17 protein-coding genes are annotated in these 15,256 nt (G+C 36.2%); 3 read left to right on the forward strand and 14 right to left on the reverse strand.

Going from position 1 to position 15,256, the window contains the following annotated elements; all coding sequences use genetic code 11:
* Positions 1-623 precede the first annotated feature (623 nt).
* A complete protein-coding gene (locus FJQ98_RS14845; protein WP_053593493.1) occupies positions 624-1,469 on the reverse strand; it encodes an alpha/beta hydrolase in 846 nt (281 codons plus the stop codon).
* A 416-nt stretch (positions 1,470-1,885) separates the two neighbouring features.
* On the opposite strand from FJQ98_RS14845, the gene FJQ98_RS14850 reads away from it, so the two are divergent.
* Entirely contained in the window at positions 1,886-2,371 is a 486-nt protein-coding gene (locus FJQ98_RS14850) for a tetratricopeptide repeat protein (RefSeq protein WP_053593494.1), read from the forward strand.
* Between the two features lie 57 nt (positions 2,372-2,428).
* On the opposite strand, the gene FJQ98_RS14855 is transcribed toward FJQ98_RS14850, so the two are convergent.
* From FJQ98_RS14855 to FJQ98_RS14885, 7 genes are all read right to left on the reverse strand, one after another.
* Complete coding sequence (locus FJQ98_RS14855) at positions 2,429-2,650, reverse strand: DUF3955 domain-containing protein (protein WP_053593495.1); 222 nt, start codon at positions 2,648-2,650, stop codon at positions 2,429-2,431.
* Positions 2,651-2,673: 23 nt separating this feature from the next.
* Positions 2,674-2,880 carry a helix-turn-helix domain-containing protein gene (locus FJQ98_RS14860; protein ID WP_201406476.1) on the reverse strand — a complete coding sequence of 69 codons (207 nt, stop codon included), beginning with the start codon at positions 2,878-2,880 and terminating at the stop codon, positions 2,674-2,676.
* Between the two features lie 12 nt (positions 2,881-2,892).
* A complete protein-coding gene (locus FJQ98_RS14865; protein ID WP_053593497.1) occupies positions 2,893-3,372 on the reverse strand; it encodes a DUF2975 domain-containing protein in 480 nt (159 codons plus the stop codon).
* A gap of 331 nt (positions 3,373-3,703) precedes the next feature.
* Entirely contained in the window at positions 3,704-4,747 is a 1,044-nt protein-coding gene (locus FJQ98_RS14870; RefSeq protein WP_053593498.1) for a phosphotransferase family protein, read from the reverse strand.
* Positions 4,748-4,892: 145 nt separating this feature from the next.
* On the reverse strand, positions 4,893-5,669 hold the full coding sequence (locus tag FJQ98_RS14875; protein ID WP_053593499.1) for an SDR family oxidoreductase: 777 nt from the start codon (positions 5,667-5,669) through the stop codon (positions 4,893-4,895).
* Positions 5,666-6,901: an acyl-CoA dehydrogenase family protein gene (locus FJQ98_RS14880; RefSeq protein WP_053593500.1), complete on the reverse strand. Its 1,236-nt coding sequence runs from the start codon at positions 6,899-6,901 to the stop codon at positions 5,666-5,668. Before FJQ98_RS14880 ends, FJQ98_RS14875 begins: the two co-directional genes overlap by 4 nt.
* A gap of 204 nt (positions 6,902-7,105) precedes the next feature.
* Positions 7,106-7,984, reverse strand: coding sequence for a LysR family transcriptional regulator (locus tag FJQ98_RS14885; protein WP_053593501.1), 879 nt, complete (start codon positions 7,982-7,984; stop codon positions 7,106-7,108).
* Positions 7,985-8,123: 139 nt separating this feature from the next.
* On the opposite strand from FJQ98_RS14885, the gene hutG reads away from it, so the two are divergent.
* Together hutG and gltS are read left to right on the forward strand one after the other, a co-directional pair.
* On the forward strand, positions 8,124-9,089 hold the full coding sequence (gene hutG / locus FJQ98_RS14890) for a formimidoylglutamase (RefSeq protein WP_053593502.1): 966 nt from the start codon (positions 8,124-8,126) through the stop codon (positions 9,087-9,089).
* Complete coding sequence (gene gltS / locus FJQ98_RS14895; RefSeq protein ID WP_053593503.1) at positions 9,086-10,270, forward strand: sodium/glutamate symporter; 1,185 nt, start codon at positions 9,086-9,088, stop codon at positions 10,268-10,270. The genes hutG and gltS overlap by 4 nt, the downstream gene beginning before the upstream one ends.
* 65 nt (positions 10,271-10,335) lie before the next feature.
* Here the strand turns inward: gltS and FJQ98_RS14900 are convergent, their stop codons facing one another.
* From FJQ98_RS14900 to FJQ98_RS14925, 6 genes are all read right to left on the reverse strand, one after another.
* A complete protein-coding gene (locus FJQ98_RS14900; RefSeq protein WP_053593504.1) occupies positions 10,336-11,601 on the reverse strand; it encodes a polysaccharide deacetylase family protein in 1,266 nt (421 codons plus the stop codon).
* Between the two features lie 169 nt (positions 11,602-11,770).
* Positions 11,771-12,109: a hypothetical protein gene (locus FJQ98_RS14905; RefSeq protein WP_053593505.1), complete on the reverse strand. Its 339-nt coding sequence runs from the start codon at positions 12,107-12,109 to the stop codon at positions 11,771-11,773.
* A 120-nt stretch (positions 12,110-12,229) separates the two neighbouring features.
* Positions 12,230-13,069, reverse strand: coding sequence for a D-alanyl-D-alanine carboxypeptidase family protein (locus tag FJQ98_RS14910; protein ID WP_053593506.1), 840 nt, complete (start codon positions 13,067-13,069; stop codon positions 12,230-12,232).
* A gap of 89 nt (positions 13,070-13,158) precedes the next feature.
* Entirely contained in the window at positions 13,159-13,770 is a 612-nt protein-coding gene (locus FJQ98_RS14915) for a histidine phosphatase family protein (RefSeq protein WP_053593507.1), read from the reverse strand.
* Between the two features lie 40 nt (positions 13,771-13,810).
* Positions 13,811-14,233 (reverse strand): DUF3995 domain-containing protein, encoded by a 423-nt coding sequence (locus tag FJQ98_RS14920; protein WP_053593508.1) that lies wholly within the window; start codon positions 14,231-14,233, stop codon positions 13,811-13,813.
* An 87-nt stretch (positions 14,234-14,320) separates the two neighbouring features.
* Entirely contained in the window at positions 14,321-14,845 is a 525-nt protein-coding gene (locus FJQ98_RS14925; RefSeq protein WP_053593509.1) for a TetR/AcrR family transcriptional regulator, read from the reverse strand.
* Positions 14,846-15,256 lie beyond the last annotated feature (411 nt).

A 15,256-nucleotide genomic window follows, 5' to 3' on the forward strand; every position in this document is an offset into this window, starting at 1 on the left:
GTACATTTATTCACAATTTTACTATGTGTAATGTATGCTCATTCAATTTTTTCATTAAACTAGGAATCGAAGTATGAAGATAAAAATTGTAAAAATGATTTGTTCCCTTTTTCACTTCAGTTTAGCTTTAATTTGTTCCAGTTCATTCTTACTAAATATTTCTATGTTGTAGTTGTAATCAAGATTTATAAGAATATCGTTCGCTTGATGTAATTTTGTAATATCTTTATCCGCTAATCCTTTCATAATTACTATCTATATTCAAAATAAAGAGGCTGGGATAGAACTCGTTTATTTAGAAAAATGGCGAAAAGAGATAATAACTTTTCTGCTTCATCAAAGTGAATTTCCCATTTAAAATCAAAAAAATGTTAGACCGATTATATCTTGGTCTAACATTTTTTTGTCCCAGCCTCTTTATTTTATTCATTATCATGTTGCACATTCTATAGAAATATTGTTATCTATAGATTTTCACTTTGACTCTTAATAAAACAATAAGAGAGACTTTTTTTAAGTGACTATCTTATAGGGTACATTTTATTTAATACTGGATTTTGAGCAAACTTTATTACAAGTTATTGATCTTTTAAGCCACATGAGCAACTGGTCATCAGTCTCTTCTATTCATTAACCCAATTGATTAATTCGCTATCAAAAGTATTTGGTTCTTCAAACATTGGGTTATGGCCACTTTTTTCAAAAATGATCTTCTTCACATTTTTATAAGAATGATCAATTGATTCCCAAAGCGAAACAGGAGCGACTAAATAATCATATCTACCTAACCCTACAAAAATAGGTTTATCTACGCGAGCCATTGATTGGATTAGATTTCGTTCAGCAAATGCTACTCCCCAAAGGTAATCAATAACTTCCATGTTTGTATATACGCCATCCCACATATAAGCAGCATCGAACGTATAATCATAAAAGCTATGCGCTCCCATGCGAATACACATATGCACAAATCGTCTATCAGGATCATTGTTTATATCATTTTCTAAGAAAGCAATATCATGCTCAAATTGCTTTGTTCGCTCAGCACTGGCAGTCTCATTAAAAAATGAAAAGCTTTGCTGTTGTCTCTCTTGACTGTTTGTCGGTGCTGAATTTAATAAAATGACCTTCTGAACATTCTGAGGATATTTTTCGGCATATGCCAAGGCCATAAATGCGTGGCCAGAATGTCCTAAAATGATAAAATCCTCAAGTTTGAGCAATTGTCTTGCTGTTTCGATATCATCTACAATTTTATCCAAAGTATAGTCTTCTTGCTTTAAAGCACGAGGTGGCTCCACAAATCCTCTATGATCTAAGAAAATAAATTGAAAATGTTTATATAAGTTTTCCGAGAACAAGCGTGGGTAATATACACTGCTACCCACTACCAATATTGGCTTACCTTGCCCCTTCACACAATATTTTAAATCAAATCCTTCACTAAAGATGCTTTGATAGTTATTCATAATAATAGTCCTCTTTTCTTTTTTATATAGAAGAGCTATCAACTTTTGTGCTCTTCTTTCTATCACTCCCTTTCTTTTTTACATTCCCGTGTTTTTCTCCATTGAACGCTCAAGCATTCTAGCTCACCTCAATTAATACTTAATATTTTTTATGTAATAGAAGTAGAATTTTTCAATTAAAAAATTATTATATAATAATAATTCAAAATTCGCAATTTTTTTCGATATCCTTTATTTCATATGATGAACAGTGTAAAGTAAAATTATACTATGAAAATACAAAAATTTCGTACACCATGATACAGAATTAATTACCAGTAGGGCAATAATCTTATCACGATACTTGGGAAATCCTGTTGTCTGCTGATTCGTTAGAGGCAATCAGTTTAAAAAATTTAAGCAAAGGATAAGAAAATATGGATAAGCGATTACAACACATCATAACTTTAAGAGAAAACGGACAACTGGAAGAAGCAAATCAATTAATAGTAGCACTAGTTCAAGAAGAGCCTGAAAATGGATTTTATCATTATCATTGCGCTTGGACTTACGATTCAATAGGAAAAGAAAAAGAAGCTGTCCCTCACTATGAAAGAGCAATCAAATTAGGGCTAGCGCGCGAAGATTTAGAGGGTACCTATTTAGGACTAGGCAGTACATATCGTACATTGGGTCAATATGAACAGTCAAAACGTATTTTTGAACAAGCCTTGAGTGAGTTTCCTGAAGCTGAACATTTAAAGGTTTTCTATGCGATGACACTTTATAATCTTGGTGAACATTCAAAGGCTATGGAAACTTTATTAAATACATTAATTCTCACTACTAAACATGAAGGAATAAAAGATTATAGCAAAGCCATTAAGTTTTACAGTGATAAGCTAGATCAAACGTGGGAATAATAGTACAAAAAACGCATAAAAGATCAGGCTCATATTTGTGAACCTGATCTTTTCATATTACTTAGCTAAATTTGTTTTTTTAATGGTAGAAAACATTGCAACAAATAATAATGAAATTATACCGCTAAAGAAAAATAAGTAACTTAATGGAATTAAAAAGAAGTTTCTTTCTATAAGTGTTCCATCAGGCATTAATTCGTCACCAATAATTCCCTTCATAATTAAACATAAAACTCCTATTAAAATCGGTAAAGTTGCAATTACATACTTTTTCATCATTCTTCCCCCATTATTCATTATCCTCATTTTTTCTGTATTCCAAAAATGTCACCTGGTTGGCAGTCTAAAACTTCGCATATTTTTTCTAGCGTAGAAAATTTAACGGCTTTTGCCTTTCCGTTTTTCAAGATAGATACATTCGCCATTGTAATGCCTAGTTTTTCCGATAATTCTGTAACACTCATTTTTCTTTTAGCCAGCATGACATCGAGATTTACAATGATAACCAACGTTTACACACCTCAAATCGTTAGATCGTTATCCTGCTTTATCTCACATGCTTTTCTTACTAAATAAGACAGCATTGAAGTAAAGACAGAAATCACGACTGCAAAGAATAAAATAAGTAACAGAATTACTAGGACATTCGTGTGGTAGCTACCAATCGCAAAAATATAAAGTAACGCAGCTACATATAAAACACCCTCGATCATGGCTAACACACTTATGATTTTTAATCTATCTGCATTCACGACCGTAAAGTCTTGATTGCAACCAACATCCGTACATATTTTCCAGCCTAAAGCTAATGCTATAAAATATGGAATCCCTGTTATCCAAATGAATGCAATAAATGGTTTATACAAAGCTCTTAGTTCTTCTGAATCCGTTAAAACTTCCTTCCCTGTTTGTGGTCCAACATAAATACAGAACAATAAACCAAATAATGCACAAAATACAATTATCAATTTCAACCATCTTGATAATTCTTTTTGTTTCATAAAGCACCTCTTTCATAACTTGCTAATGACATAATAGCTTTCCATTCATTCTAAGTCAATAATTTTTTATCGTAAAACAATAAAAAATTATTGTCATTACATAAATCACCCCTTCGTTTCCACCAAAATGCTTGTAAAATTAGAGCACTATGATAAAATAAGAACATGCATTCCCTCTCCCTTGATTTTCTTCACGGGAATATTTTGGGTTATAAATATAAATTAGGTGCGAGAATGTATTCTAAACTATACTATCTACTGTCGGATAATCTGTAGTTGTAGCAAAAAAATAACGGCTGCTAGTAAAAGCAACCGTCATTTTTAATATAGTTTATAGGACCTTGGAAGCTTGATGAATCAGTGCAGCTACCATTTTATCCATTTGTGCAAAACGATCGTCTTTCGTTTGACCATTCACATATCGATAATAGATTTGCTGACATATTACTGCTAATTTAAAGTAGGCAAATGTAATATAATAATCGATGGCAGAAACATCACGCCCGCTTTTCTCTGCATAGCGGTGAATGAATTCCTGACGTGTATAAAACCCTGGTAAAGTCGTTATTGGCGGTTCTCCAAATGCGTATAGTAGCATTTTTGGATCATCTGCATGCATCCAGTAGCTCATTGCCACACCTAAATCGGCTAATGGATCCCCTACAGTTGTCATCTCCAAATCAAAAAGTCCAATTATTTCAGAATAATCACTTGAAAACATGGCGTTATTCAGCTTGTAATCATAATGAATAATAGTTGCTTCATGATTAGAAGGTATGTGATCCTTTAACCATGTTGTCAACGCTGCTACTTCAGCATGCTCGGCCGTTTTTGCTTTGTCATAGCGCTCAATCCATCCTTGTACTTGCCGTTCCATAAATCCTTCTGGCTTCACCATATCCTTTAGTTGCGTTTCCTTATATGGTATTGCATGAAGAGCTACAAGGGAATCAACCATCTTTTCCGAAATGAGACGTCCTAATTCCTCCGTATTTTCAGTACCCGGTGGAAAATGAGTGTCAAGTACGATACCCTTTTTGCGTTCCATTAGGAAGAAATCACTGCCAATAATATCTCGATCTTCAACGTACACATAAGGTTTAGGTATTGCAGCTAAAAATGGATGTAATGCAGATATAATCGTAAACTCACGTTTCATGTCATGCGCTTTTTTGGCGACTGGTCCATGTGGAGGTCGACGCAGAACAACTTCAAATTCGCCTACTTTTAGGCAATAAGTCAAATTTGAATGTCCAGCACTAAACTGTGAAATTTCTAGCTTCCCCTCTGGTAATTCCGGAAATTGACTCTTTAAAAATGAATGTAATTTCACTTCATCAATACGTTCACTTGCCCTTACTTGTATCGTATCCATTGTACCCCTCCTATCAATTATGCCTCGGCATAATTGCGTCCGGAATCGGCTTTGTGCTCGCACAAAGAACTCCTTTCCGATTCTGTGACATCCGCCGGAGGCTTTAAGTTCTTTCAGCGGGTGTTTGGACAACCGCTGAAAGAACTTAAATGATTGAGCTCATACCGCCATCTACGACTATGACATCGCCCGTAATATAATCTGAGGCAGCTGCGGCTAAAAATAATGCAACGCCTTTTAGGTCATTTTCAGTTCCTAAACGTTTTAACGGCGTCGCGCCCATTAAATAATCTTGTCCGCGCTCAATTAAGACTTTTGACATTTTTGTTGGGAAAAATCCTGGGGCAATCGCATTCACATTGACGCCATATGACCCCCATTTTACGGCCAAATCTTTTGTTAGCGTAATGACTGCACCTTTACTTGCGTTATAGCCAATTGTATCCATGAATTCAGGTAATGTACCACCAAGCCCTGCAACCGAAGCGATATTGATAATTTTTCCACTCTTTTGTTCTAGCATTATTTTACCAACAGCTTGCGTCATTAAAAATGTGCCATTGACGTTAACATCGAAGACTTTTTGCCAAGCCTCATATGGCATTTCGACAGCAGGAGTACCCCAAGATGCCCCACTGTTATTGACTAAAATATCAATTCGGCCGAATGTTTCAAGCGTTTTTGACACTACATTCGTGATATCCTCTGGCTTTGTCACATCACAAGCAAGAGCTAATGTTTGTACACCTAAATCAGCTAATTCTGCCGCTACTTCTTCGCATGCCTCAACCTTTCTTGAACAAAGTACAACGTTGGCACCTGCTTCAGCAAAGCCTTGTGCAATTTGAGCGCCAAGACCGCGGCCTCCCCCTGTTACGATGGCCGTTTTCCCCTTTAAGCTAAATAAATCTAGTACCGTCATTTCACCAGCTCCTCATGTTTTTTGGCATGCTTCTTTAGCTCCAACTTGGCAACTGTGTTACGATGCACTTCATCTGGACCATCTGCTAATCGTAATGTTCGGGAATTTGCCCATTGTGCTGCAAGCGTCGTATCAGGTCCTACTCCAGCAGCACCGAATGCTTGAATTGCTCGGTCAATCACTCTTAATGCCATATTCGGCGCCACTACTTTAATCATGGCAATTTCTGCCTTCGCCTCTTTATTGCCTACCGTGTCCATCATATAGGCTGCCTTTAACGTTAATAGTCTCGCCTGCTCAAGATCAATACGTGATTCCGCAATACGCTCACGCACCACACCTTGGTCTGCTAATGGTCGATGGAAAGCATGTCGTTCCTGTACACGCACACACATTTCCTCTAATGCACGTTCAGCGGCTCCAATAAGACGCATACAATGATGGATACGACCAGGCCCTAAACGACCTTGCGCAATCGCAAAGCCCTTGCCTTCTCCCCACAATATGTTTTCAACTGGAACTCGAACATTTGTAAACGTCACCTCGCCGTGCCCTTCTGGTGCATGATCATAACCAAATGCAGTTAGCATACGCTCTATTTTCACTCCAGGTGTATCCATCGGCACTAGTATCATCGACTGCTGCTCATGGATAGGTGCTGCAGAATCTTTATGTTTCCCCATAAAAATAGCGATTTTACAGCGAGGATCTCCAGCTCCTGTTGTCCACCACTTATGTCCATTTAAAATATAAAAATCGCCATCACGTTCAATACTTGCCTCGATATTTGTTGCATCACTAGAAGCGACTGCTGGCTCAGTCATTGCAAAGCAAGAACGTATTTCTCCACGTAATAACGGCTCCAGCCACTGTTTTTTCTGCTGTTCTGAGCCGTAGCGCACAAGCACCTCCATATTCCCTGTATCTGGCGCATTACAATTAAACACTTCAGGAGCAATTAAAGAACGTCCCATAATTTCACATAAAGGTGCATATTCTAAATTCGTCAAACCTGCCCCATATTCGCTATCTGGCAAAAATAAATTCCATAAGCCCGCTTCTTTTGCTTCGTGCTTTAGTTCCTCCATAATCGGCGGAATCGCTCCCCAACGATCCTCCATTGCTTCAACCTGTGCAGCATACACTGTTTCATTTGGATAAATGTATTGCTCCATAAAATTCGTCAGCTTCTCTTGCAGTTCTACTACTTTTTCGCTATAAGAAAAGTTCATAAGAAAGCCCCCTTTGTTTGAACATCGAAATGAAAAATGAATGATTATTCATTTTTATTCTTACATTAAATGTTACCGCTATATTTCTCGTAAATCAATCATCTATTAAATAAAAATTTGAATTATAGAGAAAATTCATACATAAAAGAGCAGTACTTAGACGTTAAAATTTTCTTACAATAGCTTTATTATGACCCTTTAGTGCTAAAAGAAGTGCATAATATCCGTAAGCAATTGACGAATGGCAAAAGGAAGATGACGGTTTTTTAAATAAACTAAGTAAACATTACGTCGTAAATTGGGACAATCTATTTCTTTTTGTACAATAGTTTTAGCTGTAGGACCTTTTAAATAATTTTCAGGTAGAATGGTAACTCCTAAATTTTCACGAACGAGAGACACAGCTGTCTCGAAACGTTCAATTTCAAATTGGATATTAATGTTGTTTCCAGCCTTTTCAAATGCATCTAAAATATCATGTCTCGTTTGAAAGCCCTCTTTACTAATAATAAAAGGCACATCACTTAAATCAGCGATCGTCAGTTTATCCTTCTCCGCTAATGGGTGATTTAATGGTAAAACGGCTACAAGTCGCTCTTCATATAAGCACTTAACTTCGAGTTCATCATCATTCATTATCTGATTTGTAATAATTAAATGGGTTTTATAGCTTTTGAGCGATTTTGTGACACGTTTACTTCCTAAAATATCGACTAGATGAATCATCATTTGTGGATATTCCTTTTTATATTCTGTAATCACTTGTGGTAACCAATGCTTAATCGACTCCATAATACCAATCGTTATTTCGCTTGTACCCTGTACAATTACCTCATCCATTTCTATTTTTAAAACTTCCATGTTTTTCAATATAACTTTTGCTCGTTCATATAAAAGCTCGCCGGCTTCTGTTAATTGAAGATTTCTCGTAGTTCTTTCAAGTAACGGTGAACCAATTTCTTGCTCTAATTTTTTAATAGCATTACTTAAAGAAGGCTGAGAAATATGCAGTTTTTCAGCTGCCTTCGAGAAATTCATTTGCTCCGTAACTGCTAAAAAATATTGTAATTGTTTAATATCCAAAACAGCATCCCCCACATTTATAGTTAAAAGCTATAGATTAATAATAATTATATATTAGTAATTATAATTATGCGAATATATAATAAATTTACAACAATATTTACACTACAATAATATTGGTAATGGAGTTGAGAAGGATATGTATACAATGACAGATCAAAAACAATGGAAAGGCCGTATAGATTCAACTACAAATTCTAGTAGTTTTCGGTTACATCAAAAAGTAAAAAGAATTCCTATTAATGATGTAAGCGCTTCAGATAATCAGCATGCCGGAATTGTTGGCTTTATTTGTGATGAGGGGGTACGTCGAAATCAGGGACGTGTTGGGGCAGCAAGTGGACCTAATGCTCTACGTGAAGCATTATCTGGCTTACCTTGGACATTTAATGATGAGCAGCAAATTATAGATGTCGGTAACGTTCTTTGTCTAAATCATGCTTTAGAGGAAGCGCAGCGTGAGCTCGGTGAAATTGTCAAAACATTGCTAAGTAAAAAATTACAATGTGTTGTGCTTGGTGGCGGACACGAAACACTATACGGACATTATTTAGGCGTTCGCGCAGCGTTACCAACGGAAGCGAAAATCGGGATCGTCAATATCGATGCTCATTTCGATTTACGACCATATGATGAGCAACCATCGTCTGGTACAATGTTCCGTCAGATTTTAGAGCAGGATCCACATGCAGATTATTTTGTCCTAGGCATACAACGTTTTGGCAATACAAAAGAATTATTTGACAAAGCCGATGAATTGCATGTGAATTATGTGTTAGAAGAAAATATGACGCCAGAAAACAAAGCACAAATCATGCATGATCTTCAGCAATTTATGGATCATCATGATTATATTCTCTTAACACTATGTATGGATGTACTTAACGCTGCTGTTGCACCGGGTGTTAGTGCTCCATCACCGTTTGGATTAGATCCAACGACTGTACGTACGATACTTCAAAAAGTAACTTCACACCCAAATACTCATTCTTTTGATATTTGTGAAGTAAATCCTTCGCTTGATGAGAACGGACGCACGGTTAAATTAGGTGCTTATTTTGTCTATGAAGCACTTAACAACTTACTTAGGGGGCACGGTTCATGATCGAATTCAATCAAATCACAACAGTATTTCTAGCAGTTGCCCTATTCGCATTGGGTGGCTGGCTTATAAATAAAATCGGTTTTTTAAAGCGTTTTTGTATTCCAGCACCTGTTGTTGGGGGCTTACTATTCGCCGCCTTGGCAACTATTCTAAAGACAACGGACGTATTAGAAATTTCGCTTGATACTTCATTACAAAGCTTATTTATGATTACATTCTTCACAACAATTGGTTTAGGAGCAAGCTTTAAACTTGTTAAGCTGGGTGGGAAATTATTAATTATTTATTGGTTAGCTTGTGGTTTCCTAGCGTTAATGCAAAATGTTATTGGTGTATCACTTGCATCGCTGATGGGTATTCATCCATTAATCGGTATGATGGCTGGTACTGTTTCTATGGAAGGTGGTCATGGTTCCGCTGCAGCATTTGGACAAACATTAGAAGACTTAGGTATTTCATCAGCTATGACAATTGGTGCGGCTGCGGCTACATGTGGTTTAGTCGCTGGTGGCTTAATCGGTGGCCCTATTGTGAAGTACTTAGTTGGAAAATATAATTTAACGCCAGATGTACAAGAAGCTGAAGAAGTTGATTTTGAAAATAAAAATGAACAAATTACATCCGATTCATTCTTTACACAAGTTCTCTTTATTACGTTTTGTATGGCAGTAGGTACGTATGTTGGAACATTATTCTCAGAAACTACTGGTTTCGTACTACCTGGCTATGTTGGTGCAATGTTTGTTGCTGTATTAGTGCGTAATATTATGGATAAATTTAAACCTGAAGCGATAAACATGAAAAGTATTTCTTTAATTGGTGATGTTACTTTAGGTATCTTCCTTTCAATGGCGCTAATGAGCATTAAATTATGGGAAATTGCCGATTTAGCACTTCCACTATTCATCATTGTTTTCGCACAAGTATTCTTTATTGTTGTGTTTAGTATTTTTGTATTGTTTAAGTTACTTGGAAAAAATTACGATGCTGCTGTTATGGTTGCCGGTTTTGCCGGACACGGTCTAGGGGCAACACCAAATGCGATGGCCAATATGTCAGCGGTTGTCCAACGTTTCGGTCCATCTAAAAAAGCATTCCTCGTAGTACCAATAGTAGGTGCGTTTTTAATCGACGTATTCGGTATTCCAATTATTATTACGACAATCAATTTATTTAAATAGATTAGAAAAAGCCGTGCAACTGTCTTTTTATAACAGTTGCACGGCCTATTTTTTTAGCTTATTGATTATTGTAATATTTCACTAACAGTTACAAATTCATAGCCTTGCTTTTGCAAGTAAAGAATTACGTTTTCCAAACCATTTGCTGTCGTTTGATGAATATCATGCATTAAAATAATGCTGCCATCTTTCACTGACGCTTTCACATACGCTAAAATTTTATCAGCATTGCGATGCTTCCAATCAAGTGTATCGATTGACCAAAGAATAGAAGGCATCGTAATGACAGAACGAACTTTATCATTCGTTGCACCATATGGAGGACGGAAAACCGTTGGATATTGACCGATTGATGCATAAATAGCATTGCTAGTTCGATCGACCTCTTGTTTAACATTTGCTGTCGATAAGCTTGTTAACTTTGGATGGTTCCATGTATGATTGCCTATTTCATGGCCAGCCTCATAAACTTTCTTTACGACTGCTGAATTTTTAGTGGCATTTGGCCCAACCATAAAAAATGTAGCCTTTGCATCATATTTCTTTAAAGTCGCTAAAACTTGTGGGGTAACTTTTGCATCTGGCCCATCATCGAATGTTAAAGCCACACGCTTCTTTTCCCCTTTCGCTACTGGTACACCTTTATTGTATACTTTGTTACCAGGTATTTGGATATTTACCAGCTCTGAAGCTTTCACATAGCCCTTTTGTTCACCTGCTTCTACATAGGCCCAGCCAACTAGCGTTGTATATTGCTGAACGACTGTTTTATTGGCAATCGTACCAAGAACCTCGCCACTTGGGCTAGCAGTTAAACGAAGCACAGCGCCATTAGCAGCATTTACTCGTTTTTTTGTCGCAACAGGTTTCTTTAAAGAATTTGTTGCAACATAGCCTGTTTGATGACCATATTGGACAAATGACCAACCTCCAGGTGCTGATCCATATACAAAGATAATACTGTTTTCATTAAGCAGTCCTGCTTTTTGTGCATTTGGACTAGGATATGTAAATAAAGTTGTTCCACCTTTTTGCGTCACTAAATATTTTTCAGATGTAATGCTTACTAATGCTGCCGTTTCTACATATCCCTCTAGCTGTTGAACTTTAATTCGAGTCCATTTCTTATTTACAGGTGTAGCTGTTACATAACTACCTTTCGTTATTTGACCGATTTCGGCACTTTCTACGGAAGGTTCTACATAAACTGCTGTGTCTTTTGCTACAGATTGAATAACGGATGTACCCTCAGCATTTGCAGAAGCATAATCTACAAACACGAAACTGATAAAAAATGTCAAAATAATAGCATAGGGTAAAAGTTTTTTCATTTTTCTACACCGCCCTTTTCATCACAGATGTCTTTTTTCATATGTTTTTTCTGAAAAAATATAGGATTCGACTCTAATTATAGAATAATAGATTATGCCAGAAAATAGTAGGAATCAACTAGTTTTTGTGATTGGAAATTTCTTTATTAACGTTTTTTGGTAGCTAGGATCAACGGCATATTGTTGAAGTGTTAGCTAAAAAAACTTTCACTTTTTCTTCATCCAAAAGATCATTTCCCTGTGGTAGCGTTGGCAATATTGATTCCATTTCAGCAATCAATATATCTCTAGAAATTTCAAACATTTCCCCATCGACCTCAAAACCATAGCCCTTGGCATTTGGAACTAAAATTGCGCCCATCATTGCGTTATTAACAAGTGCATTATCTCTTGCAGTAGATGATGAAAACCATTTATTTAATTGGCGTAGCACCGCCCCTCTTAAATCAAAATGATTGATTGTATCCCCAAGCATGAATACCATGTTAGCTATTTTACCAACTTTCACATGGTCTCTAAAAGGCTACCAAAATGCCTTCTCTGTTTCGGGTACTTGTGTAGTGCACCCTATTAATAAGACGATTGAAACAATTAAAAAAGTTACTAATTTTTTCATATTTTTTTCCTCCTATAACGCATCATACGCTGTAAGAGCATCCTCAATATGGAATGGTGGTGTCCAAGCCTGCCCATTTGCATTAGTCGTAACGAAAATATAATGTTTACCATCTTTTTCGATAATGGAAGCTAAGCAAAGACCAGCTTCAGGTGTATAGCCCGTTTTCCCTCCCAATATTACACCTTCCCCTCCTGGAACTTTCATTAAAAGTGAGCTTGTAATCGTTAATTCATTCGGTACATGAGTTATATAGCTTTTAGAAGTCAAAATTTGATAAAAGGTAGGATTTTTAATAGCATAATGAAACAACTTACTAATATCACGCACACTGGAGACATGAGCGTCATCATGTAGTCCGCTAGCATTCACAAAATGCGTATCGTTCATCCCTAATTCATGCGCTTTATTATTCATTAACGTCACAAATGCTTCTTCACTACCTGCAATCGTATCAGCAAGTGTCCCCGTAGCATCTGCCCCAGAGGCAAGCAGTGTACCATATAATAAATCCTCTATCGTCACAAAATCGCCTGCCATAAAGCCAGCCATCGAAGCATTTTGAGCAGTAAATTTAGAAATCGTTTGTGGTTCAACAATTGTTTGCTTCTGTAGATCAGCACTTACCTCAATAGCAACAATCGCTGTCATAATCTTCGTTAATGATGCAGGATAAATAATGGCATCTGCATTTTTTTCGTATAATACACCTCCTTTTTCATTGAGTAATAAAGCATTTTTACTATGTAACGAAGGTAGCTCTATTTGCGTTTGTTCCGTTGTTGTGTTATTCGTATAATAAAAAAAGATTGCAGCCGCACATATACAGCAAAATAAGACAAATTTTTTCATAAAAAAACGCCCCCCACTCATTATAATAGGAGGCATTTATGAATATTCCTGTAGGAAATTTATGAAGAAATTCTTAAAGCTGGTTTTATTTAATAAAAATGATCAAAATCTGAACAAATTCTCGTTATGTCTTTATTCGCTAATTTAAAAAATACATCCTGAGATACTTCTAACTTCAGTGCATCTTCCTTTTTTAGATCCGCATATAATCCTCGTAAAATGCGACCTGTTAAACCATGTGAGATAACGATCACTTTCGGTACATGTTGAATGTCTTCTAGCCAAGCACTTAGTCTGCTCACTACGGAGTCGTAAGCTTCTCCATTTGGAGCATTAAAATACCAGTTATACACGTCTGTGTTATGGAAAAGATTGGGCCAAGAACTTTCAATTTCTTTCGTTGTTAAGCCAGCCCACTGTCCCACTGCAACCTCGGTTAAACGATTATCTTTTTCAACATTCTTCAAATCATATCCAATTGTTTCACAAATTATTTCAGTGCTTTGCATGGCTCTTCCTAATGGACTTGACACAATTTTCCATTCGTTAGGATCACCAATTAAACTTTTCAACATTTGAGCATTTTGTTGTACTTGATCTACACCAACTTCTGTTAATGGAGAATCGAGCTCTCCTTGGTATCGTCCTTGTGTATTATATTCAGTTTCCCCATGACGTAGTAAGTATATCGTTTGATTCAATATGTTTCCCCCTATAAATTCTCCCTAACTATCACTCATTTTAAAACAATAAAATGATATAGACAAATCCAAAGAACAAACATAATGGACTGTAGATCCAAGTATCGTATCTAGCAAACTGTGAATGTTTTATTTTTTTAAAAAACCCAACATAATTAAAATCACCAATTGCCCGAATAATAAAAATGATAGCACAAACAATGCTTCCGATTTTAGATAAACTATTTGCTCGGAAGCTCTGCAAATAATTACCTTGAACAACAATAATGATACTAGCCAGTAGAATAAGACAGGCTACGAATAATGTTCCCCATATTCTCGGAGTAAATGCAGGTTTATGCTCTCCCTCTCTTACAGGAAGAACAGCGGCAGAACTCCATCGACCTCCAAAAGCCCAATACATATGTAAAAAACTGATAAACCACAGAAAACCTACAGCTAATAATGGTAAAATCGACTTCATATATTTACCTCCAATATTATAATCCTAAAACATACACCACCGTATGTTATGATAATAATTTTGTCCCTTCAGGTTTCTATAACCATATTAGGGACATTTATTATCGTGTATTAAAAGCTCAATCATTTTATCAACATTAAAATTAGGATTTTCTTCAAATCTTGTCATCCATCCTACATACGTTAAATAGGCAAGTCTCGCTCGATCAATGGATTTTGTTTCGTCTACGCCCATTTTTTGATACAATTTTGCAACACAAAAAATTCTTTGTTCTTCAATATCCACTAAACGTGCTGCAACAACCGGATCATATTTAGCCCAAGTATAAATACCATTCTCGATTTTTTTATCTCGATTAAAACTAATCTGTAATAGCTGTTCTAATGAGGCATCCTGTTGCTCCATACTTTGAACAATCAGCTTCGTCGCATGTATTTCCCAATAGTCGAGCATAGAATCTAGTAGCTCTTGACGGTCACGAAAATAGTGATAGAAGCTCCCTTTGCTTATTTTTAGCCATCGAGCAAGTGCTTCAATGCGAACTTTATGTATTCCTTCATCAGCTAATTGTTGTAATCCTGCTTTTATCCAATCTTCCCTCGTTAATTGCATGTCATCTCTCCAGTAAGATACGGTAGCGTATGTTTTGTGTTAGATTAGGATCATCACCATAACGTATGGTTGATTTCCGTTCCGATTTGGTGCTTTCCTAGGGGCGTCCAATCAGCTTATATACAAGGCAGACGTCTTAACAAATATCATCCACAACTTTTGATGATGAGCCTTATATTACTACTTTTTCATTTTTTGTCAATTATTCAATCTGTTTATTTTTATGAATTTTAAAGTTGTTGTTAATCGTAATATTTATAGTCATTATCCTTGGTAAAATACAAGCACATACTAATATAATAGCTATAAGCTTTTTCATTTTCTTCCCCTCATTTCTATGTGGAAAAGGCCAATTTTTATACATAGCTTAGCCACAGACTGTAGACAAACGTTAATTTTGTTTACATAAAG

This window comes from Lysinibacillus agricola (assembly GCF_016638705.1).
Classification (GTDB): Bacteria; Bacillota; Bacilli; order Bacillales_A; family Planococcaceae; genus Lysinibacillus; species Lysinibacillus agricola.